This is a genomic window from Parcubacteria group bacterium (assembly GCA_041657845.1).
GTDB lineage: Bacteria > Patescibacteriota > Minisyncoccia > Moranbacterales > JAKLHP01 > JAKLHP01.
In genome coordinates, this window is the sequence record JBBABD010000001.1 from 1 (window position 1) to 23,816 (window position 23,816).

Sequence of the window (23,816 nt, forward strand, 5' to 3'; positions counted from 1 at the left end):
TTGCAAAAACTCCCTTTCTTAAATTTGAAATGCTTTACTTCGTCAAATCTTCTCTTATTTTTCTCAGAATCAATCCTGCCTCTTCTCTTCCGCCAAGCCCAAATGCCAGGCCAAAAGCCAAAGAAATCGCTGCAATTAGTCCCATAAAAATCGTATTGACCAAAGACGTTGCGATCCCTAGCTGAATTAGCGCGGCAAGAAGCCCAAAAACAATAATTGCCCACTTCGCAACTGTCGCCAGAAAAGCGGCGCTTACCACTCCTGCCACCCTAGTACTTGATCTGACCGCATGGAAAACAAAATTTCCCAGCAAAAAAGCCACTGATAAAATGATAGTAGCGATAACGATATTCGGTATATAAAGAATGACGCTGTTCAAAAATACCGAGACTTGGGTAAGTTTCAGAATATCAGTTGCCGCCATTAAAAATACCAGAATCAAAAACCACTTCACCAGTCCTCCGAAAAATTTAGACACTTTGATTTGAATTCCAGCATCTTTGAATTTTTCGCTCAATTTTATTTTTTCAATAAGCTGATCAACGTGAAGAAGGGTAATAAATTTCTCTGCTATCTTTCCCAGCGCCACCGCAACAATAAGCCCCATAAAAAAAATCAAAAGAGCTCCCAGAAGCGATGGAATAAAATCAATAAAACGCGTCCACAAATCCAAAAGTGACATTGTAATTGCTTCCCCCCATGTTTGTATCGGTTCCATAATTCACCTCCTTGCTATTCTTAATTTTTATATTTTTTTCTCTTTTCTATTATTGGCCGTCTGTTGCCCCTTGATTGTTATTCTGAGAGCCTTCTCCTGAAACTGAGTTTGAATTTTGAGTAAGTCCGAGATTTTCCGGAGTATTTTCAATTCCCCTCTTGATATTGTTTATCATTTTTTCCAGCTGATTTTTAGTCGTATCTGAACTGCCAGGAAGAAGGTCTATCACTTTTTCGTACTCTCTTATCGCTTCTGATTTCCTGTCAGTATTTTCATAGAGAAGTCCGAGATTAAAGTGAGAATTTATTTCTTTGTCATTTACGCCGATAATTTGTTTAAACAAACTTTCAGCAGTCTTATTGTCGCTATCTCCTCCCCTGGATTGGAATAATCTGGCAAGATTAAATATGTAGTTTATATTATTTCTTCGGATGCTGACAGCCTTAGTCATATTATCTATCGCTTCATCTAATTGCCCTAGCGATTCTTGAGTTGTGGCTAAATTATAATAACCGGCATCAAAGTTGGATCTTATTTCTAAAGATTTTTGGAACAAATCCCGAGCTTCCTCGATTAATTTCTTTTTATCTTCAGTTTTGGTTTTTGTCGCTGCCATTTTTTCTTTTATCTGGCCCAGTTTAACATAAAAATTCGGATTATTAGGCTCTAGCTCTAAGGCTCTTTGATATTCTTTCTCCGCCGAGTTAAGACCTTCCGAAACATACATTCCTGAACTCTCATAAATTTGAGCCAGACCTTCTTCAGCGCTTATGTCGTTTTTCATAAGATCTCTTCCTGTTGTTCCAAATTTAATTCCGGCTGACAAATATCCCTTTATTTTATTCAGATCCCTATCTTTTTCATCTTTAAGCATCTCTTTGTTGGCAAGAAACATATACTCTTGGCCTAGACGGGTAAAATACCTGCCTTCCTTGCTATTTAATTGTATGGCTTTTCCGATTTTCGTTATTGATCCGTCCTCGCTAATACTTTCGGAAGCAACCGCCTTCCCCATATACAAATCGGCCAGATAAATTTTCCCGAAGAATACGAACAAAAATGCCACTGAAGCAAATATTAAAAGTGAAATAAACGCCAGTGTAAGAGCGAATTTCGGAGATGTTTTAAGCGAAAAAATGATGAATTTTTCCTTTATGCTGCTTTCCAAAAGCAATATTCCCATTGCTAGCGTCCCCATTATTACCAAGAGCATTACCATTATTGATTCCGTTTGGGATATCATAGCATTAATCAAGAGTACGATAACCCCCGATAAAATTCCCAAGGAATAAATTTTGTTTCTCTCTTTTTCCCGATAAAGCAAAAATATGCTTGTTCCCAGAAAAGTAAGAATAACTAAAACAAAAAGCACCGTCCCTGCGACACCAATAGTTGATAAAGATTCCAGCAACACTCCTTCTCCTTCGAAAAATCTCAGATTCATATTGTCAAAATTGCTAGGAAGAAACTTAGAAAAAGCATACCCGTAATTTCCTGGCCCATATCCGATGAAAAAATTATCGCTAAGACTTTCTTTGGATATATCCAAAGCCTTTCCATACGGAACACTGGCGTTAAGAGGGAGATTAATCTTGGATATATTCACAGAACCTATCATCAAAAATGATAGAACGACAATAAATACTACCATCGGCAGCAAAGTCCAGGCATCATTAGGCCTTACAATTTTAGCTAGAACGAAAATCAAGAAAAATGCTGCCCCGATAACAAGCCCGATAAGAGGGAAATGCCCAAATATCGGAAGATAATTGTGAAGAGCCAGAACAACCAGAAGAGAAGACGCGATCAGAATAGAAAGAATTATAGAATAAATGTTTTTTCTGACCGATGTAATTTTTTCATTTGTCCTTAATTTCAAAACCGCCGTCATAAAGATAAAAACCATAAAACAGGCAAAAACAGCAGAGCTTTGAAGCGATCCTATCGTATTTAAAGGAAGCTTTGCCCAAATTGCTTCTGAAAAAAATAATCTGAAATCGAATATTTTTAAAAGCTCCCAAATAATGGCGACTGCGCCGGAAAATATCATTCCTCTCATCAGCCACTTGAATAAATTTTCGGTAAAATTGCTTAAAACCAGGTAATACAATATTATGGCTGCGGTAATATTGATAAATCCCCTGGATGGATCCCCGAAAAAACCAACGAAGCTATGCCACCTGTCAATGGACAAGATAGTTGAAATAAGATAAAAAACCCAAAAAGCGATAATCGGAATATCCAAAGGAGTTTTTCTCAGCTTCATTTCCCCTATATATCCGCTCTTTGATCCCCAAGCTATTAAGGCTAATAAAATAAAAAAATAAAAATATATCTGCTTCTCGAAAGCAATTCCTTGAAAGCTAAGATTGGTAAAAAATAAAGGTATGCCCAAAAAAATCATGAATAAGCTGAATTTCATTATGGAATCAATAATCTTGACCAGATTGTTCTGATTTTTATCAAATTCCGAATCGGCATTTGCTGCTTGTGATTCATCAGGAAATCTTTTCAAAACTCCAGGCGAAATGTCCGAAGGGCTATGAACAGATCCCTCTTCTCTGACATTAACATTTATTTTTTGTTTCCATTCCATATCTTTGATTTTTTTAAAATTTTAGATCCTTGATTCCTTAGTCAATTATAGTAAATGCAAGAGCACATTGTCAATTAAAGTCCGACTTTTGATTTGTTGGCATTATGTTCCTCTAGCGTCTTGGAAAAAACTGTTTCTCCCGTCTCAGGATCGCTTAGAAAATAATTATAGCCGGTTTCCTTTGGATAAATGGCCGCTTCAATAGAGGAAAGCCCGGGATTGTTTATTGGACCGGGAGGCAATCCTTTGTTCATATATGTATTATAAGGAGAATTGATCCTAGTATCTTCGAAGGAGTATTGTTTTTTATTTTCTCCCAGGATATAGGCGATTGTAGCGCAACTTTGAAGGGGCTGGCCGTTTTTTATGCGATTCCAAAATATTCCGCTGACTGTTTTCTTGTCTTCCTCTTTTTTGACTTCCCGTTCAATAATACTAGCCATCGTTACAATATCTTCAAGGCTTTTTCCTTGTTTTTTTATTTCATCCCTGAGATCGGGAGCGAATCTGTTGTCAAAATCAGAGAGAATTTTTCTAACTATATCTTCAGATGTAAGTTTTTGGGAAAAAAAATAGGTATCAGGAAAAAGATATCCTTCCAGAGAAATCCCCCTGGGAAGCAGGCTAAAAAATGAATATTTGCTTGTTAAGTCGTAAGACGGATTTTTGACGATATCCAAGAACTCAGCTCCGGAAAAACCCTTGGAAGAGAGTCTTTCTGCAACCTTTTTACTATCCCAACCCTCTGGAAAAGTTATTTTTAAAAATTTATTTTGCTCTCGCGTTATTGTTGCTGCTATTTCCGGGATAGTCATTTTTCCATTCAATTCATAATCTCCAGGAAGAATTTTGCTCAGCAATTCGTGCGTCCGCGAATAATAATAAAAGTAGATTTTACTCGAAATCAATCCTTCCTTTTTCAATTTATCCGAAACTGCGCTGTTTCCCTCTCCTTTTTCTATTTTAAATATTTTCACATTTTCATATGAGCCATGGGAATAATAAACCTGGTAGCGAAAATAAAAAAAAGAACCGGCAATTGCAGCCAATATGACAATCAATAAAATTAAAATTTTTATTCCTTTATTTAACATTTTGAAATCTTTAGAACTTATGTCCTGAATTCTTACGATTTTTGAATAAGCGGTACAAAAGAGAATCCGGGGAACTCTTCTTTGTAGAAATCATCTTCTCCCTTTTTTTCCAAATACCAGATATCATTATGAACAGGAATAACCATTTTTCCTCCTATTTTTAATTGGCTCTTGAGCGCATCTGGAACGTCATCGGTCATTGCCGAAACTAAAATCCTATCATAAGGAGCATTCTTTTCAAATCCATTGTTGCCATCTTCGCAATAAAATTCAGCTATTCCATCTCTAACGAAGTGGAACTTGTCTGTATTTTTCTTCCCTTGCTCGCAAAGTTCCAAAATTCTTTCAAGTGCAATTATTTTCCCCTTGAGGCCGACAATGTACGAAAGAAGCGCTGTTGTCCATCCGGAACCACTGCCAATATCCAGGATATTTTGTCCTTTTTCCGGATTCAGAAGTTCAAACATAAAAGCCATCGTGAGCGGTTGAGAAATTGTTTGTCCATATCCTATCGGAAGGGGAATATTTGCTTCTGCCTCTTTTTCGAATTCCGAAGGAACAAATTCAATTCTTCCAATTTCAGAAAAGGCATCGATAATAATATCTGATTTCAGATAACCCTTCCTCATCAGATCGTTTACTAAGCGGATCATAAATAAAAGCTAAGAGTTAAAAGCGCAAGATTAAAAATTCTTTATATTTTTTTCACAAAATAGCGCCGTAGCCTTTGGCCTTTGTATCCCTATTATATTCCAATCACTTGAACAACTAAATCTCTTTTTCTTGAACCATCAAATTCTACCGCAAAAATTGACTGTTTTTCAGTAATAAGCATCTTCCCCTTCTCAACCGGAACGGTTTCGCTGACACCGATTAAAATATTCTGGCAATGAGCTTGTCCATTGCTTCTTCCGTCGGCATTTCTCCCTCTCCTGAGCTCAAATAGATCATGCGAATATTGATTATCTACCGGAACCAAACGATGAAAAACTTTTTGAAAATCCTGAATGAGCATCGACTCATTATGATTAATCATTATTCCCATCGTAGTATGGGGGGAATAAATCACCACCTGTCCTTCTCTTATTCCAGAATCATCGACTACTTCCTGAACCTTGTCGGTAATATCAATAAATTCAATCTGCGTTGTTGATTCTACATTAAATTTTTGTTTGTATATTTTCACCCTGTTAAGTATTATTTTTAACATTGCTAACAATGTTAAAAATAATAATTTTAAATTTTTATTTTAACCTACATTTTAATATTTACTAAAATTACAATTATTCACAAAAACTTAGATACAAATTACAAAAAAAATTTAAAATTTACTTAACAGGGTGAATATTCAATCCAACCTAATTCAATAATACACCCAAAAGGCAAATCCGTTAATTCCCCAATTTATTTTTTTGATATACGCTACTGGCCGCAATTGCACCCTCAGAAACAGAGGTAATGAGCTGGCGAAGCTTATTCGACCCGGTAGTAGCATCTCCTGCCGCATATATTCCGGAAATATTAGTATTTTGATCGCTTTTTACAATAATATATCCCTCGCTATCCATCTCAGCCCCGATTTGTTTTGCAATTTCCACTCCGGGAACTGATCCGATTTCAACAAAAACTCCAGAAACCGGAATTTTTTTGTTTTCATCTTTGAACTTGCAGACGATTCCCGTAACCTTGCTGTTTCCCTCTATCCGAGCAACTCCCTGGCATTCGCACAAATCTATTTTTTCATTTTCTTTTATTTTTTCTTGAAGCGCCGGCTCCATTATTAATTTTCCTTCCGGATAAAAAATATTTACCTTGCTGGCGAATTCCCCAAGATGAATGGCCGCTTTTGCCGCTGAATCTCCGCCTCCAACAACTGCCACATCTTTTCCGCGAAAAAACATCGCATCGCAAATGGCGCAGTAAGAAACTCCCTTGCCGACAAATTCATCTTCTCCGGGAACATTTAATTTTCTCGGCTTCATTCCCAGCGCTAAAATAATATTTTTTGTCTGATACTCAACTCCCCCTGCCGTTTCTACGCTAAATAAATTATCTTGCTTGAAAATCTTTTTGACTTCATCCTGAATAATTTCTGCTCCCAATTTTTTTGCCTGATCGGAAAATTTTCCAATAAGTTCAGGGCCGGAAATCGACTCAAATCCCGGCCAATTTTCAATTCTTGAAGTTTTCACAATCTGTCCGCCAAATTCTTTGCCGATTACCAAATGCTTTATTTTATATCTGGAAGCGTATATCGAAGCACCAAAGCCTGCTGGTCCGGCACCGATAATTATCAAATCATACATACTTTTTTACTTTATAAACTTTACAGGCTTTACGAACTTTCAACTTACCTTGGTTTTGCATCTGACTGGCTTCCCAATGTGAATACGTTTTCAAACATATTTTTGATTCTGTCGTAATTGTCTCCCCTGGGAAGCAAGATATATCCGGCTCCGTTGGTATTTTGCGGAGCATAAAGAAGTCCCTCCTCCGAATCCTCCATCACCCTCTGAATTATTTGCGGGGTTTGTATCCCCTGATAAATTGAAAACATTTTTTTCATTTCCCAAGCCTGCATATCAGTTCTCACATTGTCTCCCAGAGCGTTAAGAACCGCATTCACCTTTCCAAAATCGCTGAGCGTTCCGATACTCATTGCCTTATCTTTTATGCTTTGAATCACCAACTGCTGGCGCTTAGCCCTTTCAAAATCGCTGGAACCATATCTTGATCTGGCATAACAAAGCGCCGTCGCGCCATCCAATTTATTGAGTCCCGCTGGCAAAGCAAAATTTCCTCCGCATTCCGGATTAGCATTGGTACAAAGAGGATATTGAGCCACGATTTTTCCTTTTTCATTTTTCTTTATGTCAAATTCTCCGGTCGGAACAGTGTATACGCCGCCTTTATCTCCATCGCAAACTTGAGCTTCATTAAACTGCAATGCTTCAGTAAAAGGCTTGCTTAATGTCACTTCTATTCCGCCAACCGCATCAACCAAATCTGTAAACCCCTTGAAATTTATACTAACGCCATAATGTATTTCTATCCCGGTTATTTCCCCCACCACTCTTTGCATATCTTCAATTCCTCCTTCCTTTCCTCTTTCCATTCCATGAGCATAAACAGCATTTATTTTCTCCTGATTTTCCGTCCCGGGAACTTGAACATAAAGATCTCGTGGAATCGAAATCATTGCAATCTTATTTTCGGCCGGCTTTATGCTTACTACCATTATCGTGTCAGCTAAAAGCCCTCCGCCAGAAACATTTTCTCCGCGCATTCCTAAAAGCAGAATGTTTATCCTTCCTTCTTTTTCGCCTTTAACCGTATCGCCCACTCCGGGAACTGAATGAAGAAGGCTTGAAAAAAGGCCTCCTTTGGTAGAAACTTTGTTGAGAATATATCCGGTCTTGAAAGCAACAGCTCCTCCAATAACAAAAAGTACAGCCAAAATTATTAAGGTTATTTTCAGCCATTTTCTTTTTTTCTTTGGATTATTGGATTCGTCTTTCATGTAAAAACTTCTTCGGCTTGATAAATTATCCATTTGCTTATAACCCGCAAATATACAAATCGACTACAAATCTACAAATGCACAGGAATTATAAAAAAAATATAATTTGTATATTTGTAATGTATTTGTAAATTAGTTGGGGAATTATTTTACTTTTTTAAATATACTTCCAACAATTTATATGCAGCTTTTTTCCAAGAAAAAAAATCAAGCCTCTTCGTTCCGAGATTAATCAAGTTTTCTCTTAATTTTTCATCTGCCAGAATATTATATAATTTTTCTTGCATTTCATCAATGCTCTCTGAATTAAAATACAATGCTCCGTCTTCGGCTATTTCGCGATGAACCGGAATATCCGAAGCTAAAACCGAAATTTTCCGGCTAATTGCCTCGAGGATCGGAATTCCAAATCCCTCATAAAGTGAAGGAAAAACAAAAACTTTCGCCAGCAAAAACAAGGCCGATTTATCCTCTTCCTCGACAAATCCGGAAAAAATAATACCGTCCGACAAATTTAATCTGGCAATTTCCTCGTCTATTCTTTTGTCAAAATTATGCGCATTCCTGTTTCCAGCCAGCACTAATTTTATTTCTGGCATTCTTTTTTTCACTTCAGCAAAAGCCCGGATCAGCATTGGAATATTTTTTCTCGGCTGAAGCGTTCCAATGTATAAAATATATTCCTCCGGAAGATTATATTTTTTTCTAATTGCAAAAAGTTCATTTCCGGAATAGTCACTTTTGAGAAAATCTTCGCTTACGGCATTGTAAACCACTTTAATCTTTTCCGAATCAGTTTGGTAATATTTAATAATTTCCTTTTTGGTAAATTCGGAAACCGCAATAACCTTATCTGCCCGCTTGATGCTCATGGGTATCAGAACTTTCAGAAAAAATAAGTCTGACTTTTTGATAAATTCCGGGAAAGCCAAAAAAGAAACGTCGTGGATATGGGTAATAATTTTTATTTTTTTTGAAACAAAAAACGGAGTAATGTATTGCGTATGATAAGCGTCTACTGGATTTTTTCTAAGATAATTCGGCAAAGTCCAAAGATTCCAAAGGAATTTGTTGTTTATTAATGTCATTCCGCACTTGATGCGGAATCTGCATAATCGACTTTTCGGAAGCTTAGATTCCCGCTTTCGCAGGAATGACAAGGAAAGAGAAACGGTCTTAAAATTCTTCTTATCCACAATTCCCAATCTCGCTACAGTATACTGTAATACTGTAGTATCGGCTGTGTCGGTAAACAGCAAATATTCGTTCTCGTTATCGATTTTCGCCAAATTTTTCACCAAATTAAAAAACACCACTTCATCGCCGGTTCTTTGTTTCCCGATATTTCGAATATCGATTCCAATTCGCATTTATTATTCTTTCTTAAAACTTAGCGATAACGCTATTCCAAAATAAACCCACAAAAATCCAAGATAAACACCAGCGTTGAATAGATTTGGAATTAAAAGCGCAAAAAATCCAAGATTCATAAATAATCCGATTATCTTGCTCTCGGAATCATTCCGCATACAATATACTACTGATTTTACGAAAATATAGACCCAGATAGCAAGAAAGGCAAGAAGCCCGATTATTCCGGAACCCAACCAAACTTCCAAGAAAATATTGCTGGAATTGAGTCCTGTTCCCCTTTCATCCTTTCCCAAAACACTGGAAATATTTCCCCAGCCGATTCCGAAAATCGGATGCGTTTTGATTTGCTCAATTGATTTTTGATAAATTTGGCTGCGAATACTCATATTAGGATCAGCCCTATATATTTCTCGTATCTCAAACCCTGCTTCTCTTTCTTGATTTATATCTTCCAGATTAATATGCCGACATCCATATTGTTCCAACTCTGGAATATCCCCGATCTTTTCTGGCAATGTATCGATTTCTGGCAATGTATCGAGGTTCAACCTCGATACATCACAGGCAATGGTTATTTTCTGCATTCCCGACCCGGTACTTTGCGCACGATTAAACAGTTGAAAATTCGTGAGATGAAAAACGTAAACAATCCCAATACTACAAATTATTGCTATAGCAAGAAATTGTAATATGGATAAAAATTGCTTCCCTTGCCAATCCTTTGGATGAAACGAAAAATTAGTAAAACTAGCTTTCGAAAATACTAAAGTTATAAATCCCGCTCCGAGCCAAGCACTGCGACTAACTGTCAGAATCAAAAGAATAAAAACTGGAATGAGAAAAAGATAGCAAACAGCTAACGTAAAGTATTTGGTATCTAGTATTTTGTATTTCGTATTTTGGAAATTGAGATTTGGGATTTGTTTAGAAATTAGATAATTAGGTGAATTAGAAATTTGATAAATTATCGTATATATTACGGCTATTAAAATTACAATAAATATACCTAACCAGTCAGCCTCTGTAAATACTGAATTCGGTCTTCCCGGCATTACTTCAAACGAATTTGAACCGCGCAAAAACAAAATATTTTGCCAGATACCATAAAAAACAACAATTATTGATGAACCCAAGAAAAACGGCATGATTCTTTTCAAATCTTCTAGCGTTTGAATATAATTCCGAACCAGCCAGTATAGAGCCGAAAAAGAAAAAATAATTATTGATTGTTTAAAAGCCACTCCTTTGTTAATTGCGAAAAATGAACTCAAAAATCCAGCCAGCGCAAAAACACCAATCACATAGTCAAACCATTTCAATTTTACCAGTTCAAAATTCAAGCGTTTGGTAAAATATCGAAGAAGCAGAGAAAAAATCGTCAGCGCGCCGATTAATTGATACGGCCTAACGAATAATCCCAAAGAATCCGGCGCCAAATTTATGTTTTCCAAAGCAATTGTTCCCACAAAAAACAAAAAGCTCCACCCCGGACGATACAAAGCAAAAATTAAATATATAAATGAAAAGAAAATAAAATCCCCCATCCGTATCGGCAAAACTCCAGTATTAGAAAGTAAAATTAAGAAAAAAACCAGCAAAAAATTCACCAAAATAAGATAATATTTCGGTTTATTGAGATTATTGACAAATTGTTGGAGATATGAGAGCATCGTACGTTATAGAAAAAATAAAACTGGAGGGCTATAATATGTATAATGATACACTACTCGTATTGGCGTATGTGGCAATGTTCGTTTCACTTGGCCTTATCGCATTAGGGCACAAGATCGCAAAAAATGTAAAAAACAATTTTGCCAGAGAAGAGCTGAAGTTTTCAGCAGAAATTATTCTCGTCGCATCTTTTGTTTTGGTGATAGCAATGATATTGGCTAATGTATTCATTACACAAAATATTAGCAATATCAACAAAGAAATATCATCCCACATGCAAGATATCCCCGAGGAACCGTAAGGTTCCTCTTTTTAATTTAATTAAAAATTTGGAACTATTCACTCTGCGTCGGTTCAAGTCTCTGACTTGAATCGAAACTGTTCTGAAAAACCTGCGTCGGTTCAAGTCTCTGACTTGAATCGAAACTGTTCTGAAAAACCGACACTGGCCCTGGGAAACCCCTTGGCCTTTTTTATTTTTAACTTGCTGTTTTAAAATTCTGTGTCATTTCGACCGAGATTATTTCGAGCTTTGCGAGAAATAATCGAGTGGAGAAATCTAATCAGAACTGCTATTAGATCTCTCGACTCGCTATCGCTCGCTCGAGATGACATTTTTTTATTTCAAATTCTCTATTACATTAAACAACTTTTCCACAAAATTATCCCACGAAAATTTTTGCGCTCGGTCTTTTCCTCTTCTTCGCAGTTCATCGCGCAAATGTCCATGCAGAATAACATTTCTCATCACCATCGCAATATCCTGAATATCTTCCGGATGGCAATACAAAACCGAATCACCTCCCACTTCCGGAAGCGAAGAATTTTTGGAAGTAATTACTGGAATACCCTGATTCATCGCTTCCAAAACCGGCAATCCAAATCCTTCATAGAGCGACGGGTAAACAAAAACTAACGCATTTTTATACAGCACCGGCAAATCTTCTTGAGGAACGAAGTCCAACAATTTTACCTGCCCTGTTAAATTCAATTCTTTCACCAATTTTTCCACATCAGTCACGAGCGGCTTGAGCTCCGGCATCAATTTTCCGGATATTACCAACTTCGGCAAATCCTTGATAAAATGCGTTCTTTTGTTGCTTTCCAGGAGCTTGTGATATGCCCGAATCAATCTTTCTGTGTTTTTTCTGACTTCCAATCCTCCGCCTCCCAAAATATATCCTGATTTTAATCCATATTTTCCTAAAACTTTCTTGCTTTTTTCTTCAAAAACTTCTTTTTTGTAAATCTCATCCGCATCGGGATAATTTACAGAAATTCTTTCCGGCTCTACTCCCAGATGCTGGATCAGGTCTTTTTCTGTCCGACTGGAAACTGCCATTATTTTATCCGCTTCTAAAATAGCTTTCTTGGTAAGCTTCCAGTATTTCTTTTTTCGGCAATTGTTGATATATTCTGGAAACAGTTCAGGAATGATGTCATGGACTAGCATTATGTGAAATGTCGCATCTGATAATATTGTCGGGGAGTGATAAAGACTAACCAGCACATCGCATTTGCCCTGTGTCACTTTTTTAGGAAGCAACATTTTCTCCCACCAAATTTTTCGAATCAAATCATCCCGCTTCCAAAACGGCAGAAATATTTCTTTCTTGAAGTTTTCGGGTAATTTAATATCTTCCGGCAAGTCTTCCTCCAAATACAAAACAAACTCATGATTCATAATTCCTGATTCATGATTCTCAATTAATTTCTTCAAGAAATTAATTGAAACTTGTCCAATCCCCGTATTCGGCTTCCTGACAAAAGATGCATTGATTCCTATTCTCATATAACTCGTACGTATTTAGTAAATCACGAATAAGTGCTAAAATAAAGCGTTGTTTGCTATTAAAATAGCAGTCTAAATTTTAACACTTATCTATGACGGCTAAAACAAAAACAAAAATCAAAAAGAGGTTGCCAGTTAGAGTGTCTCTCAAGGATTTCAATCGGCATATCAAACCGCATCTGCGAGTTCCGGTGAAAGGACCGGAAGCTAAAATCTCAACTTACAAGATTTTTAATTACATCCTTGAAGTCCTGTATACCGGAACTCAATGGAGGCAATTAAAAACCTACAAGAATGAATACTATTGGTCGAGCGTGTATAAATGGCATAACCGCTGGAGTAAGGATGGAAGCTATCAGAGACTATTTGAAAATTCCATTATCACTTTGGATAAGTTAGGAAAACTGGATTTAACTATTCTCCACGGCGACGGCTCAAATGTCGTAGCTAAAAAAGGGGAGAAAAAATCGGATACTCGGGACACAAACATCAAAAAGGAGAGAAAGTGCTTTGTATAGCGGATAATAACGGGAATATGATTGCCCCTTTTGCCGTTAATCCGGTTAATGTTTCCGACATGGTTTTGTTCGACAGATCATTCACTAATCTTTTGGAAACTGCTTTTTTTCTCGGCTGGGATTTGAATCAATCATTCATTACCTTGGATTCGGGATTCTATTCGGAGTTTAATCATTCGATTATTCGCTAGGCGGGAATGATTCCTGTTATTCGTCCTAACGTCGGAGCCAGAAAGAATCCGGAAAAGATTGAGAAAATTTGGAATGACTTTTCTCCGGTAGCTCATATTTACAAAGAACGTTACAAAATCGAGAGATGCTTTGCTTGGGAGGATACTTACCGGAAACTGGTTATTCGTTACGAGAAACTGCAATGCACTTTTATGGGATTCAGATACTTGGCATATTCGATGATAATTTCCGTGATGTTTTCAAATAATTATGGGTGTTACTCAATACCAGTTCATACAAATATATTTTACCACAAATTGAAAAATTTATCCCGCTTAAGCTGGTCATACATTGCTAACAACGGCGTCTTTTGTTATAATCAAAGCGTAGTAAATAATATTTAATTACCAGCAAAAATACATGGAAAAGAAGAACAAATCAGTCTGTATTATCGGTCTTGGCTATGTTGGACTCCCTCTGGCAGTTCAAGCAGCGCTCCGAGGATATGACGCCTATGGATTGGAAAATGACGCGGAAAAAGTCAAAAAAATAAATTCCGGAAAAAGTCCTATCAAAGAAAACTTTCTGGAAATCAACCTTCCGAAAGTAAACATCCACGCTACCACTGATGCAAAAATAATCAAGAAATGCGATATTTTAATTGTTTGCGTTCCAACTCCTATAGATGAAAAAAAGCTTCCCGATCTAACTCCCGTAAGAGGCGCCATTGAATCGATCATTAAAAATTTCCGAAAAGGACAACTCGTCATCATTGAGTCAACCATTAATCCGGGAGTCTGCGAAGAAGTAATCGAACCGATGTTCCGAGAAGCCAGCTTCATAGTCAATAAAGATTACCATCTTGCCCATTGTCCGGAAAGGATCAATCCCGGCGATCTTAAATGGAACGTAACCAATATTCCGCGAGTAGTCGGTTCTCTTGATAAAACCGGACTTCAAGGCGCGGCTGATTTTTATGAGAATATTGTCGACGGGCAAATTATGCAAATGAGTTCCATCCGAGAAGCTGAAGCGGTAAAAATTATCGAAAACTCATTTCGAGACATTAATATCGCTTTCGTAAATGAATTGGCGAAATCATTTGACAGGTTGGGAATTGACGTCGTTGAGGTTATCAAAGGCGCTTCGACCAAGCCTTTTTCTTTTATGGCTCATTGGCCGAGTTGCGGAGTCGGCGGTCATTGCATACCGGTTGATCCGTATTACTTGATAGAAAGAGCCAAACTTTCCGGATTTGATCATGAATTTATGAAAATTGCCAGAAAAGTGAACCTTTCTATGCCGGAATACACCATTGAACTTCTGCAAGACGCCCTTAATGAAGTCAAAATGCCTCTTAATGGAACAACCGTCGGAGTTTTAGGACTTTCCTATAAAGCCAACGTTTCTGATCTTCGAGAATCTCCTGTGAAAGAATTGGTAAAATTACTTAGGGAAAACAAAGTAAACGTTCTTGTCTTTGATCCATTTGTTCTGGAAAAATCAACCGCCAAAAGCCTAAGCGAACTTTTCAAAAAATCGGACGCCATACTTTTAGCCACCGATCACGATGAATTCAAAAAAATAACCGCCGAAGACCTTAAAAAAAACAGGGTAAAAGTAGTGATCGACGGAAAAAACTGCCTGGACAAAGAATCTATCAAAAAATTAGGAATTGTTTATAAAGGGATTGGAAGACGTTAAACGCTAATAGTTGCGAATATAAAACGAATGAATTCGAATTCATTCGGTATAATTCGCGACAATTTGCATTCATATGTTTTCACTAATTAAATTTATAATCTGGCTTACAGGACTCGTCGTTGTCTCCTATTTTGTGCTGAGCTATTTCGGTTATGAACCTAATATGAATTATTTCAAAGAAAGCAAGTCCGAGTGTCAGCAAAAACTCAACGACTGCGGAAAAGAATATGTCGAACAAGGAACCAAAAACGCCAAATGCGATTTTGACTGCGTTAATGTCGGATCACTTATTATCAAAAAACAAGCTAAATAAATTCGAAATTTGTATATTTGTACAAAATTCGTAATTCGTAGTTTTTTATGAAACTAGTCGTTAATATTCCTGCCTATAACGAAGAAGAAAAAATAGCGCAAACCATAAAGGAAATACCCCGAAACATTCCCGGAATCGATGAGGTTTTTGTTCAAGTCGTGGATGACGGATCAAAAGACAAAACCGTCCAAAAATCCCGGGAAGCCGGAGCTGATTTTGTTTTTTCCCACAATGTAAATCGCGGAATCGGAATTACTTTCCGGACTTCGGTCGGAAAAGCCCTCAGGAATGGCGCCGATATTATGGTTAACATTGATGCCGATGGACAATTTAATCCAGAAGATATTTCCAAAATAATCAAACCGATTCTGGATGGCGAAGCCGATATGGTAAGTGCCGACCGGTTTGGAAAACATAAAGCCAAAAATATTCCCTGGATAAAAAGTTTTCTTAATCGCGTGATCGCTTCTATTATTGGAAAATTTTTGAACTACAAAATCAACGACCTCACTTGCGGATTCCGAGCCTACAACCGTGAAACCTTACTAAGACTGAATCTTCCGGGAAATTTTACCTACACTCAGGAAACTATCATTGATGCCATCGGAAAAAACCTGAAAGTAATTTGGGTTCCGGTTGAAGTTATTTATTTCGCCGATAGAGAATCACGAGTTGTAAAAAGCGTTTATAAATATATAAATAATAGCAGCCGAATAATCCTTAAAGCTGTCCGCGATGTCCGTCCGATGAAATTCTTCGGCGGTCCAGGATTAATTTTGATATCCGCTTCGTTTATATTATTCCTAGTTTTCGCCGTAATGTATTTCCAGGATTTTAAGATTACTCCTTACCGAAACTATCTTTTGGCCGCCATCACCTTGCTTCTCATTGGTATGCAATTTGTTATCTTCGCCCTCATCGCCGATATGGTCAAATCCAGCCGCAAACTTACTGAAGATCAGATGTATTTGATCAGGAAGGAAAAGTATAAGAAATAGTTTTATTTTTCAGCTCTTTTCAAAACGAATATTTTTAGAAGGTAAAAATTTAATGAAGGAGGTTGCTCATGCGTAAAAAAATTGCAGAAAATGATGCAGATGTAGCTCAAATATGCATTGGAGTGAAGACAATGCAAGAGTAACTATCGAAGTTGAGAAAAGCGGTTCAATCAGGAATATATGACGAAAGATCAATAGTCGGAGACGCTGTCCTGCTAATGGAGGCAGCCACAGAAAGGATAGGGGAAGCAGTTTCTAATCTTAGAAAAAAGGAGGGACTATGAATCTTTGGACTATGCTTGTTATACAAAACGGGAACGACATCAGATGTTTTGCATTGGGTCCTAACGAAAAAGGGCTATGGGCTGGAGGAATAGCTCAATACAAAGATGGTTTTCATCACACTTGGCTTACAACTTCAAGCTACGGATTTTATTCCGCCGAAGGAGCGAAAGAAACGATGGAAAATATCATCAAAGAAGTCCGAAGGTTAGATTTAGGAACTGAAATAAGAAAAATAAATTCAGTTTTCTCTGGGGAAACATAGTTTCCCCGCTTTCTAAAAATATTTGTTTAATATTTCAAAACATTTGATGAAAATTTTATTTATTTCTCGAGCTTATCCGCCGATTGTCGGCGGAATCGAGAACCAGAATTACGAACTGGGAAAATGGCTCGGGAAAATTGCGCAGGTCAAAATAATCGCGAACAAAAAAGGCAAAATATTTCTGCCTTTATTTTTGCCTTATGCGATAATTAAATCATTACTTATTGCCAGAAAATACGATGCCATTCTGCTTGGCGACGGAGTTTTGGGAATAGCGACCTACAAATTAAAGTTCTTCTTCCCCAAGAAACCAATAATCTGCGTCGTCCACGGACTGGATTTGACTTTCAAATCAGCCATCTATCAAAAGCTCTGGGTAAATATATTTTTGAAGCACAGCGTTGATAAATTTATTGCGGTAGGAAATGAAACGGTCAAAGTCGCCAAGGAAAAAGGAATTACGGAAAATAAAGTGGTTTTTATTCCTAATGGAGTCGACACTGAAAAAAATATCGGGAATCATTCGCGCCAAGAGATTGAAAAAATAATTGGAGAAACGATCGAAAATAAAAAATTTCTGCTCACTTCCGGCCGGCTGGCTAAACGAAAAGGAGCCGCTTGGTTCATTCGAAATGTTTTACCCAAGCTTCCGGAAAATGTCATTTATATTATTGCCGGCGACGGACCAGACAAGGAAAACATCCATGATGCCACCAGGGAAACAAAATTGGAATCAAGAGTTAAATTATTGGGATATGTCGAGGATAATGTCAGAAATATTTTATTCAATGCTTGCGACCTATTCATTCAGCCCAATATTAAAGTTCCCAGCGACATGGAAGGATTTGGCATTTCAGTGATTGAAGCCGCTTCTTGCAAAATTCCGGTTATCGCCTCTAATCTTGAAGGCTTGAAAGATGCTATAATAAATGAAGAAAACGGATTCTTGGTTGAATCGGAAAATACTGATGCTTGGATACGAAAAATCAATGAATTATTAGCTGACGATAATTTCCGAAAAGAATTTGGCGAAAAAGCACGGCAGTTTGTGATTGAAAACTATAGATGGGAAATTATTGCAGAAAAGTATTTAGAAGAAATAGAAAATATCATAAAAAAATATTAATACCCGTCATGTCATTCCTGGCTTGACCAGGAATCTACGCCGTCGGATTACACTAGTCTTGATATTTATACATTAAGCTTGTGATTATCGTTTGTGTAGATTCCTGCTTTCGCAGGAATGACAAAAGATTAAATGGCATTTCGATTTATATCCTCACAATTCATCTTCTATATCTCAATAATCTTGGTTCTTTTCATTCCCGGCTATTTTTTGCTGCTCGCTATTGAATCCAAAAAGAAACTCTTTTCGTCTATTGAAAAATTTGTTTTTTCTTTCGGTTTCAGTATTATTATTGTCGACCTTCTGATGATGCTAATGGGAAGATTGAATATCCTATTCACTAAAATATCAATAATTCTAGGAATTTTTGTTTTTTCTGCTGTCTGTTTCGCGATTTATAAAATTAAGAATAAAAAACAAGGAGAAATAAAGGATAGTGCTTTTAATTTTTCTAAAAACCAAATCATCCTGATAATATTGCTCTTATTCTTAACAATTTTCATCAAAACCGCTTATCTTAAAAATTCTATTTTCCCCACCTCCACCGATCTCGGCCATCATATGTATTGGACAAAAACCATTGCCGAAACCGGGAAACTTCCAATTTATGCGGAAAGCGATATTATCCAAATTGATGGAAATTACCAAGTGAGCCAGCCGGAAAAAATTGCCGATTTTATTATCGGGGAACATCTAATTTTTGCAGCTGTGCAAATAATTTCCGGCGTTGAATTTGTCTCGTATTTTCCAATTCTAATTTTGTTTCTGGTCAATATTGTCAGCGTTTTGGCAATTTTCGTTACAACTATCCGGTTATTTGAAAATTACTCATTTGGAAAAAACGCTGGAATAATTTCACTTTTCCTGATCGGTCCGCTTTATGCAATTTCATCTTCACAGGCCAAATTTGTCAGCGGGGGAGTAATTGGCAACACGATAGGAAACTTGCTGATCCCCTTTTCGATATATTTTATTTTCCGCGCTCTCAAGGAAAAAAACTCGATTTTTCTTTCCCTATCTCTTCTCTCAACTCTCGGAATGGCTTATACCCATCATTTGACAACATTTATTTTTATCTTTATCTTTATTTTCAGCGCCATTATTTTCTCAATTTTGAATTACAACGAAATAGGTTCTCATTTCAAGGAATGGATGAAAATAATTCTAAAACCTCAAATATTAATACTAATTTTTGTTTCCCTTCTCTTTGTTTTCGCAGTTTATATGCCAGCTTATCTCAACGCCAAGGCAGTTGGAACGGCAGTTGGCGGACCATCAAAAGATACTCGCGCCGGATTAACATTCAATCAGCTCAAGTTAACAGCAGGAGAATCGAGGATGATCTTGGGACTCGTTGGCGTTGTAATCTTAATCGCTATCAAAAAAAGAAAAAATTATGAAATTGCTTTCGTTTCTGGATGGGCTATTTCAATTTTAGTAATGTCTCTCTGGCCTCAGATCTTGCTTCTCGACCTTCCTTCCGCCAGAATCGCCAATTACGCTTCCTTTCCGCTCGCAATTTCCGGAGCCTTTGCTCTGGCTTATATTATAGATAAAATAAAATCTGCTGACGGAAAATATTATATAAATCAAAAATTGTTTTATGCTGTATGCTTTATGCTATTTGTCTTTGCTTTAGCAAACGGATTTTACGATAATTCTCAATCCATTAAAGCCCAAAGCAATTATCAAAAAGCGCTTCAAACTGTTGATGCTTCTGATTATCTTGGAAAAAATGCCACCAAATCAGATTTGGCAGTAAAAGACCACAACTATATTACTGCGGATTCTTGGATAAAGTTATCTTTTATGAACGGATACAATTATCCTTTCTCCAGAGGGTATTTCAAAAGATATGAAGATGAGACCAAGCCAAGGGAAATGTGCACGCTTTGGATGATTTCGACGCCCAACACTCCGGAAGGACAAAAATGCTTCAATGATTTAGGGGTGAATTTTGCAATGGTCAATCCCCAATTCGACAGCGCCCAATTTCAAAAATCAAAAGAATTCTGGCAAGTATATGATGGGAAAGAAATAAATATTTATTACAGAAATAAATGAAAAAAATAATCATCGCATTAATAATATTTCTTATTCTAAGCTTCGGTTTCCTGGCCTACGCCGAAACTCGCCAAGCGTCTCCGCAGTCCCAAAACTGGTGGGTCATTTATTTTGCAAACCCCAAAAACGACAACCTTAATTTTGTGATTGAAAATAACAGCGACCAGACCAAATTCCACTGGGCGGTATTGAGCGATAAAGATATATTAAAAGAAGCGGATGTTGAAATAGCCAAAGGTGCGAAAAAGGAAATAAACCTTACGAAGTCCGACTTCGGAAATTTGAGCAACAAGAAAATCAGCATAACTGTAGTCGCTGATAACGAAAAAAAGGAAATATATAAAAACTTTTAATGTATCTCGAATTGATGAAAAAAATACTTCTAGTCACTCGTCCAATTTGTCCGCCTTGGGATGAAGCTTCCAAGAATTTTGCCTATTATCTGGCCAAAAATATCAAAAACATCGAGGTTCATATTCTGACCAATGGAATTTTGCCAGATCTTCCGCAAAGCATTATCCAGGAAAATATCTACGATTCAAGCAGTTTCGGATTATCTCAAAAAATGAAACTCATTAAGTTTCTCCGAAAAAATAGAGGGACTTTCGATATCGTTCACTATCTTTTCACGCCGACAAAACTTAATTCGTTTTTAATAAAAACTTTTGCCAAATTAACCAAGGGAAAAACGATTCAAACTATCGCTACTCTCCGAGAAGATTTGTACTCCGATGAAGATTTAAAAAAGATACTGTTCGCTGATTTGATAACCACCTACTCTGATTATTCCAAAAATGAATTAGAAAGATTGGGATTTGGCAGCACAAAGAGAATTTATCCCGGAATTGATATTGATTTATTTTACCCCGCTCCAAAAAGTTTGGAACTTTTGAAAAAATTCGGTTTTGCGTCGGATGATTTTGTAATTAATTTTACCGGCGAATATACCCGGCTTGGAGCGATTGATGATGTAATTAATAGTTTTATTGAAATATCCAAAAAGATACCCAACGCCAAATTATCGCTGGCCGTTCGGATAAAAAACGGCAATGACGCGCAAAAGAAAAATGAAGTAGCAGCAACATTAAAAAATAATAATATTTTCAACAGGGTTTCTTTTCAGTATGACGGAAGCTATGAGATGCAGGACATTTTTAATCTTTGCGACGTCAGCATTTTTCCCGTCCAAAATATGAAAGGAAAATTCGATGTGCCTCTGGCCATTATTGAAGCAATGTCCTGCGAAAAACCAGTGATCATTTCCGATTTGCCGATTCTCAGAGAATTCGCAAATGACCAAAATTCTGTTACAATAGAAGCAGGAAAAGCGAAACAGTTATCCGAAAAGATTTTGGATGTTTATGAATATAAAGATCGTTATGTTGAAATTGGCAAGAATGCCAGAAAATACGTCGTAGAAAATTTCGACATCAAAAAAGTCGCAGAAAAATATCAAGAGATTTACAAAAATTTATAAGTCCTATAAGTCAAGTATGCCTAATATAACTAGTCTGTCTAACAGCAAAAAAGAATTTCAAACCCCGAATATGAAAATACCGGTTATTTTGCATGCCTCGGAAAATCTGCTTCCTAATGAAGAAACTTTTGAGCAATTGGAATATATTGCCGAAGATGAAAGATTTTTTCATCATATTGCCGCTATGAGCGACGTTCATCCCAAAAAAGGACGAAAAGCTCCGACTGGAACTGTAGCAGCTAGCGAGCACTTCCTCTTTCCTCAAATTAATGACACCGCTCCCAATTGCGGAATGCGGTTCCTTAAAACCGATTTGGATGAAAACAATACCCCGCCGGAAAAAATTGATGAACTTTTCAAGGAATTAGTGAAAGTTATTCCGACCAAAAAACTGCAAGGCGTTCCGATTCCCTATCAAATGGCCGTAGATATCGCTAGAGACGGAATTCATCCGCTTACTGAATATTTCCAGACCAGAACCAAAAATGAAATTGAAAATTCCTATGAAGGAGGAAATTTTTTTCGCAATGATATTCCGACTGTGCGGGAAATTTTAGATGTTGTGCCGAAATTATTTCTGAAAATCGCCCAACATCGGCTGGGAATTTTGGGCGCGGCGGGAAATCATTTTTTGGATTTAATGAAAATTACTGAAATAAAAAATTCGGAAGTAGCGCAGAAATTCGGCTTGCGTCCCGGGCAATATATTTTTCTTATGCACACCGGATCGGGACTAGTCGGACAATATGTTTCCTATATGTACACTCCAAAAGCAAAAGAGCACAAAAGCCAGAAAATGATGCTGGAACTGGGAATCTCCCTTTTTGACAGCCAGCTCAAAAAAGTTTACAAAAATCTTTACCAAAAAATAAAGAAACATGAGAAATTGAAAAATTTCTTTGGATATGAAGATTCCAGCCTTGAAGGAAGAATGTTTATTAATGCCCATAGAGCTTCGGCTAATTTTGGCTTTGCCAACCGAACCGTGCTCACCGATCAAATAGACAAAGCTATGGAAAGAGTTTTTGGCCGGCAAGTTAGTTTGGATATGCTTTACGATTCTCCGCACATTTCAATCGAAAAGGAAAATCATTTCGAAAAAGATGTCTGGGTTCATCGAAACGGATCGGTTCGTGCCAATGGCTCGGCAAGAATGCAGCACCATCCGATTTTCAAAGAAACCGGAGAACCGGTTTTTATTCCTTCTTCAATGGCTACTCCGGCTTATCTTGGCGTCGGAACGGATGAAAACGTTTCTACTTTCTTTTCCGCCGGACACGGAACCGGAAGAAGAAGAAATCCGAATCCGGATACTCCCGAAAATAAGAAAAAACTTTTTGACAAAGTTAGAGAGAAAAAAGTTAAATTATATAATGCCCAATCCAAAGAGGTCATCCTGCAAGACAGCGCGTATTACAAAGACGTGGAAGAAGTAATCAGCGGGATGGTGGAAAACAGGATAATAAATGTAGTCGCCAAAATGGAACCGGTGGCGGTGCTAATGTATTAGAAAATTCAATGAAAATAATCTCGATCTCCGGCCTCGACGGCTCAGGAAAATCTACTCAAATCCAGCTATTAAAAAAATATCTAGAATCGCAAGGCAAGCGGGTTTTTTATTTTCACGCGATTGAGTTTGGAATCGCCAACAAAATTTCTTCCCATCATTGCTGTGATTATGGAAAAGAAAATGAGAACAAAGAGAAAAGCGTAACCAGGTCAAATAAACTGGGAATAATCCTTCGAAAGATTTTTTTAAGAATAGACTTCTGGCGTTTCAAAAAATTGTTTAAAAAATTAGAAAAAGAACATTTTGATTTTATTTTAAGCGACAGATTTTTTTACGATTCCTTGATTAATATTAGCTATTTGGAAAATTGTGGCATTGAAAATTGGAAATTTATTGAAAATTGGAAATTGAAAATTGAAAATTTATCAATCTACCTCCAAACAAATCCAAAAATAATAATGCAACGCGAAAGAAAACCGGATCAAGGAATTGAATATTTGGAAAAGAAAAAAGAAATTTATGATAAATACGCCGAAATTTGGAATTTGAAAATTATTGACGGAAACCGAACGCAGGAAGAAGTTTTCGAGGATGTGAAAAGGTCTTCAGGCGTTGCCTAAAGA

At 37.0% G+C, this 23,816-nt stretch carries 25 protein-coding genes; 15 read left to right on the plus strand and 10 right to left on the minus strand.

The genetic code is table 11. The features are described 5' to 3' along the window. Positions 1 to 34 precede the first annotated feature (34 nt). The 9 genes from WC906_00005 to WC906_00045 all read right to left on the minus strand — a co-directional run bounded on the left by WC906_00005 (position 35) and on the right by WC906_00045 (position 10,972). On the minus strand, positions 35 to 718 hold the full coding sequence (locus WC906_00005; protein ID MFA5776820.1) for a hypothetical protein: 684 nt from the start codon (positions 716 to 718) through the stop codon (positions 35 to 37). Positions 719 to 767: 49 nt separating this feature from the next. Continuing rightward, the gene (locus WC906_00010; GenBank protein MFA5776821.1) at positions 768 to 3,314 is read right to left on the minus strand and encodes a hypothetical protein; all 2,547 of its coding nucleotides are present in this window, start codon (positions 3,312 to 3,314) and stop codon (positions 768 to 770) included. 74 nt (positions 3,315 to 3,388) lie between these two features. Beyond that, entirely contained in the window at positions 3,389 to 4,408 is a 1,020-nt protein-coding gene (gene mltG, locus WC906_00015; GenBank protein ID MFA5776822.1) for an endolytic transglycosylase MltG, read from the minus strand. 32 nt (positions 4,409 to 4,440) lie between these two features. Further along, the gene (gene pcm / locus WC906_00020; GenBank protein MFA5776823.1) at positions 4,441 to 5,061 is read right to left on the minus strand and encodes a protein-L-isoaspartate O-methyltransferase; all 621 of its coding nucleotides are present in this window, start codon (positions 5,059 to 5,061) and stop codon (positions 4,441 to 4,443) included. Positions 5,062 to 5,153: 92 nt separating this feature from the next. Next, a complete protein-coding gene (locus tag WC906_00025; GenBank protein MFA5776824.1) occupies positions 5,154 to 5,618 on the minus strand; it encodes a secondary thiamine-phosphate synthase enzyme YjbQ in 465 nt (154 codons plus the stop codon). Between the two features lie 181 nt (positions 5,619 to 5,799). Further along, entirely contained in the window at positions 5,800 to 6,714 is a 915-nt protein-coding gene (locus WC906_00030) for an FAD-dependent oxidoreductase (GenBank protein ID MFA5776825.1), read from the minus strand. Between the two features lie 44 nt (positions 6,715 to 6,758). Next, on the minus strand, positions 6,759 to 7,961 hold the full coding sequence (locus tag WC906_00035; GenBank protein ID MFA5776826.1) for an LCP family protein: 1,203 nt from the start codon (positions 7,959 to 7,961) through the stop codon (positions 6,759 to 6,761). Between the two features lie 116 nt (positions 7,962 to 8,077). After that, the gene (locus WC906_00040; protein ID MFA5776827.1) at positions 8,078 to 9,298 is read right to left on the minus strand and encodes a glycosyltransferase family 1 protein; all 1,221 of its coding nucleotides are present in this window, start codon (positions 9,296 to 9,298) and stop codon (positions 8,078 to 8,080) included. Between the two features lie 3 nt (positions 9,299 to 9,301). Next, positions 9,302 to 10,972, minus strand: a complete 1,671-nt coding sequence (locus WC906_00045) for an O-antigen ligase family protein (GenBank protein MFA5776828.1) — start codon at positions 10,970 to 10,972, stop codon at positions 9,302 to 9,304. On the opposite strand from WC906_00045, the gene WC906_00050 reads away from it, so the two are divergent. Further along, a complete protein-coding gene (locus tag WC906_00050; protein ID MFA5776829.1) occupies positions 10,963 to 11,274 on the plus strand; it encodes a hypothetical protein in 312 nt (103 codons plus the stop codon). The two genes, WC906_00045 and WC906_00050, sit on opposite strands and share 10 nt — an antisense overlap. 318 nt (positions 11,275 to 11,592) lie before the next feature. On the opposite strand, the gene WC906_00055 is transcribed toward WC906_00050, so the two are convergent. After that, complete coding sequence (locus tag WC906_00055) at positions 11,593 to 12,765, minus strand: glycosyltransferase family 1 protein (GenBank protein MFA5776830.1); 1,173 nt, start codon at positions 12,763 to 12,765, stop codon at positions 11,593 to 11,595. A 92-nt stretch (positions 12,766 to 12,857) separates the two neighbouring features. On the opposite strand from WC906_00055, the gene WC906_00060 reads away from it, so the two are divergent. The 14 genes from WC906_00060 to WC906_00125 all read left to right on the plus strand — a co-directional run bounded on the left by WC906_00060 (position 12,858) and on the right by WC906_00125 (position 23,813). Beyond that, positions 12,858 to 13,283, plus strand: coding sequence for a transposase (locus tag WC906_00060; GenBank protein ID MFA5776831.1), 426 nt, complete (start codon positions 12,858 to 12,860; stop codon positions 13,281 to 13,283). Between the two features lie 17 nt (positions 13,284 to 13,300). After that, on the plus strand, positions 13,301 to 13,474 hold the full coding sequence (locus tag WC906_00065; GenBank protein MFA5776832.1) for a hypothetical protein: 174 nt from the start codon (positions 13,301 to 13,303) through the stop codon (positions 13,472 to 13,474). Between the two features lie 6 nt (positions 13,475 to 13,480). Continuing rightward, a complete protein-coding gene (locus WC906_00070; GenBank protein MFA5776833.1) occupies positions 13,481 to 13,858 on the plus strand; it encodes a hypothetical protein in 378 nt (125 codons plus the stop codon). A gap of 16 nt (positions 13,859 to 13,874) precedes the next feature. Next, positions 13,875 to 15,158 (plus strand): nucleotide sugar dehydrogenase, encoded by a 1,284-nt coding sequence (locus WC906_00075; GenBank protein ID MFA5776834.1) that lies wholly within the window; start codon positions 13,875 to 13,877, stop codon positions 15,156 to 15,158. A 73-nt stretch (positions 15,159 to 15,231) separates the two neighbouring features. Continuing rightward, a complete protein-coding gene (locus WC906_00080; protein ID MFA5776835.1) occupies positions 15,232 to 15,471 on the plus strand; it encodes a hypothetical protein in 240 nt (79 codons plus the stop codon). 47 nt (positions 15,472 to 15,518) lie between these two features. Then, entirely contained in the window at positions 15,519 to 16,469 is a 951-nt protein-coding gene (locus WC906_00085) for a glycosyltransferase family 2 protein (GenBank protein ID MFA5776836.1), read from the plus strand. Positions 16,470 to 16,621: 152 nt separating this feature from the next. Continuing rightward, the gene (locus tag WC906_00090; GenBank protein MFA5776837.1) at positions 16,622 to 16,753 is read left to right on the plus strand and encodes a hypothetical protein; all 132 of its coding nucleotides are present in this window, start codon (positions 16,622 to 16,624) and stop codon (positions 16,751 to 16,753) included. 11 nt (positions 16,754 to 16,764) lie between these two features. Then, positions 16,765 to 17,016: a hypothetical protein gene (locus tag WC906_00095; GenBank protein ID MFA5776838.1), complete on the plus strand. Its 252-nt coding sequence runs from the start codon at positions 16,765 to 16,767 to the stop codon at positions 17,014 to 17,016. 46 nt (positions 17,017 to 17,062) lie between these two features. Beyond that, positions 17,063 to 18,142, plus strand: a complete 1,080-nt coding sequence (locus WC906_00100) for a glycosyltransferase family 4 protein (GenBank protein ID MFA5776839.1) — start codon at positions 17,063 to 17,065, stop codon at positions 18,140 to 18,142. Between the two features lie 132 nt (positions 18,143 to 18,274). Next, complete coding sequence (locus tag WC906_00105; protein ID MFA5776840.1) at positions 18,275 to 20,206, plus strand: DUF1616 domain-containing protein; 1,932 nt, start codon at positions 18,275 to 18,277, stop codon at positions 20,204 to 20,206. Then, positions 20,203 to 20,559 carry a hypothetical protein gene (locus WC906_00110; GenBank protein MFA5776841.1) on the plus strand — a complete coding sequence of 119 codons (357 nt, stop codon included), beginning with the start codon at positions 20,203 to 20,205 and terminating at the stop codon, positions 20,557 to 20,559. The genes WC906_00105 and WC906_00110 overlap by 4 nt, the downstream gene beginning before the upstream one ends. Before the next feature lie 14 nt (positions 20,560 to 20,573). Next, entirely contained in the window at positions 20,574 to 21,683 is a 1,110-nt protein-coding gene (locus tag WC906_00115) for a glycosyltransferase family 4 protein (protein MFA5776842.1), read from the plus strand. Positions 21,684 to 21,699: 16 nt separating this feature from the next. After that, positions 21,700 to 23,193, plus strand: a complete 1,494-nt coding sequence (locus tag WC906_00120; GenBank protein ID MFA5776843.1) for an RtcB family protein — start codon at positions 21,700 to 21,702, stop codon at positions 23,191 to 23,193. 8 nt (positions 23,194 to 23,201) lie between these two features. Then, entirely contained in the window at positions 23,202 to 23,813 is a 612-nt protein-coding gene (locus WC906_00125) for a hypothetical protein (GenBank protein MFA5776844.1), read from the plus strand. Positions 23,814 to 23,816 lie beyond the last annotated feature (3 nt).

What these genes read in the sequence shown, in the direction of transcription:
- WC906_00040 (MFA5776827.1), bottom strand. Translation starts at nt 9,298, where the DNA reads ATGCGAATTGGAATCGATATTCGAAATATCGGGAAACAAAGAACCGGC.
- WC906_00010 (MFA5776821.1), bottom strand. Translation starts at nt 3,314, where the DNA reads ATGGAATGGAAACAAAAAATAAATGTTAATGTCAGAGAAGAGGGATCT.
- WC906_00125 (MFA5776844.1), top strand. Translation starts at nt 23,202, where the DNA reads ATGAAAATAATCTCGATCTCCGGCCTCGACGGCTCAGGAAAATCTACT.
- WC906_00045 (MFA5776828.1), bottom strand. Translation starts at nt 10,972, where the DNA reads ATGCTCTCATATCTCCAACAATTTGTCAATAATCTCAATAAACCGAAA.
- WC906_00060 (MFA5776831.1), top strand. Translation starts at nt 12,858, where the DNA reads ATGACGGCTAAAACAAAAACAAAAATCAAAAAGAGGTTGCCAGTTAGA.
- WC906_00110 (MFA5776841.1), top strand. Translation starts at nt 20,203, where the DNA reads ATGAAAAAAATAATCATCGCATTAATAATATTTCTTATTCTAAGCTTC.
- WC906_00050 (MFA5776829.1), top strand. Translation starts at nt 10,963, where the DNA reads ATGAGAGCATCGTACGTTATAGAAAAAATAAAACTGGAGGGCTATAAT.
- WC906_00055 (MFA5776830.1), bottom strand. Translation starts at nt 12,765, where the DNA reads ATGAGAATAGGAATCAATGCATCTTTTGTCAGGAAGCCGAATACGGGG.
- WC906_00105 (MFA5776840.1), top strand. Translation starts at nt 18,275, where the DNA reads ATGGCATTTCGATTTATATCCTCACAATTCATCTTCTATATCTCAATA.
- WC906_00065 (MFA5776832.1), top strand. Translation starts at nt 13,301, where the DNA reads ATGATTGCCCCTTTTGCCGTTAATCCGGTTAATGTTTCCGACATGGTT.
- WC906_00070 (MFA5776833.1), top strand. Translation starts at nt 13,481, where the DNA reads ATGATTCCTGTTATTCGTCCTAACGTCGGAGCCAGAAAGAATCCGGAA.
- WC906_00085 (MFA5776836.1), top strand. Translation starts at nt 15,519, where the DNA reads ATGAAACTAGTCGTTAATATTCCTGCCTATAACGAAGAAGAAAAAATA.
- WC906_00025 (MFA5776824.1), bottom strand. Translation starts at nt 5,618, where the DNA reads ATGTTAAAAATAATACTTAACAGGGTGAAAATATACAAACAAAAATTT.
- WC906_00100 (MFA5776839.1), top strand. Translation starts at nt 17,063, where the DNA reads ATGAAAATTTTATTTATTTCTCGAGCTTATCCGCCGATTGTCGGCGGA.
- WC906_00005 (MFA5776820.1), bottom strand. Translation starts at nt 718, where the DNA reads ATGGAACCGATACAAACATGGGGGGAAGCAATTACAATGTCACTTTTG.
- WC906_00115 (MFA5776842.1), top strand. Translation starts at nt 20,574, where the DNA reads ATGAAAAAAATACTTCTAGTCACTCGTCCAATTTGTCCGCCTTGGGAT.
- WC906_00080 (MFA5776835.1), top strand. Translation starts at nt 15,232, where the DNA reads ATGTTTTCACTAATTAAATTTATAATCTGGCTTACAGGACTCGTCGTT.
- mltG (MFA5776822.1), bottom strand. Translation starts at nt 4,408, where the DNA reads ATGTTAAATAAAGGAATAAAAATTTTAATTTTATTGATTGTCATATTG.
- WC906_00030 (MFA5776825.1), bottom strand. Translation starts at nt 6,714, where the DNA reads ATGTATGATTTGATAATTATCGGTGCCGGACCAGCAGGCTTTGGTGCT.
- WC906_00095 (MFA5776838.1), top strand. Translation starts at nt 16,765, where the DNA reads ATGCTTGTTATACAAAACGGGAACGACATCAGATGTTTTGCATTGGGT.
- pcm (MFA5776823.1), bottom strand. Translation starts at nt 5,061, where the DNA reads ATGATCCGCTTAGTAAACGATCTGATGAGGAAGGGTTATCTGAAATCA.
- WC906_00075 (MFA5776834.1), top strand. Translation starts at nt 13,875, where the DNA reads ATGGAAAAGAAGAACAAATCAGTCTGTATTATCGGTCTTGGCTATGTT.
- WC906_00120 (MFA5776843.1), top strand. Translation starts at nt 21,700, where the DNA reads ATGCCTAATATAACTAGTCTGTCTAACAGCAAAAAAGAATTTCAAACC.
- WC906_00035 (MFA5776826.1), bottom strand. Translation starts at nt 7,961, where the DNA reads ATGGATAATTTATCAAGCCGAAGAAGTTTTTACATGAAAGACGAATCC.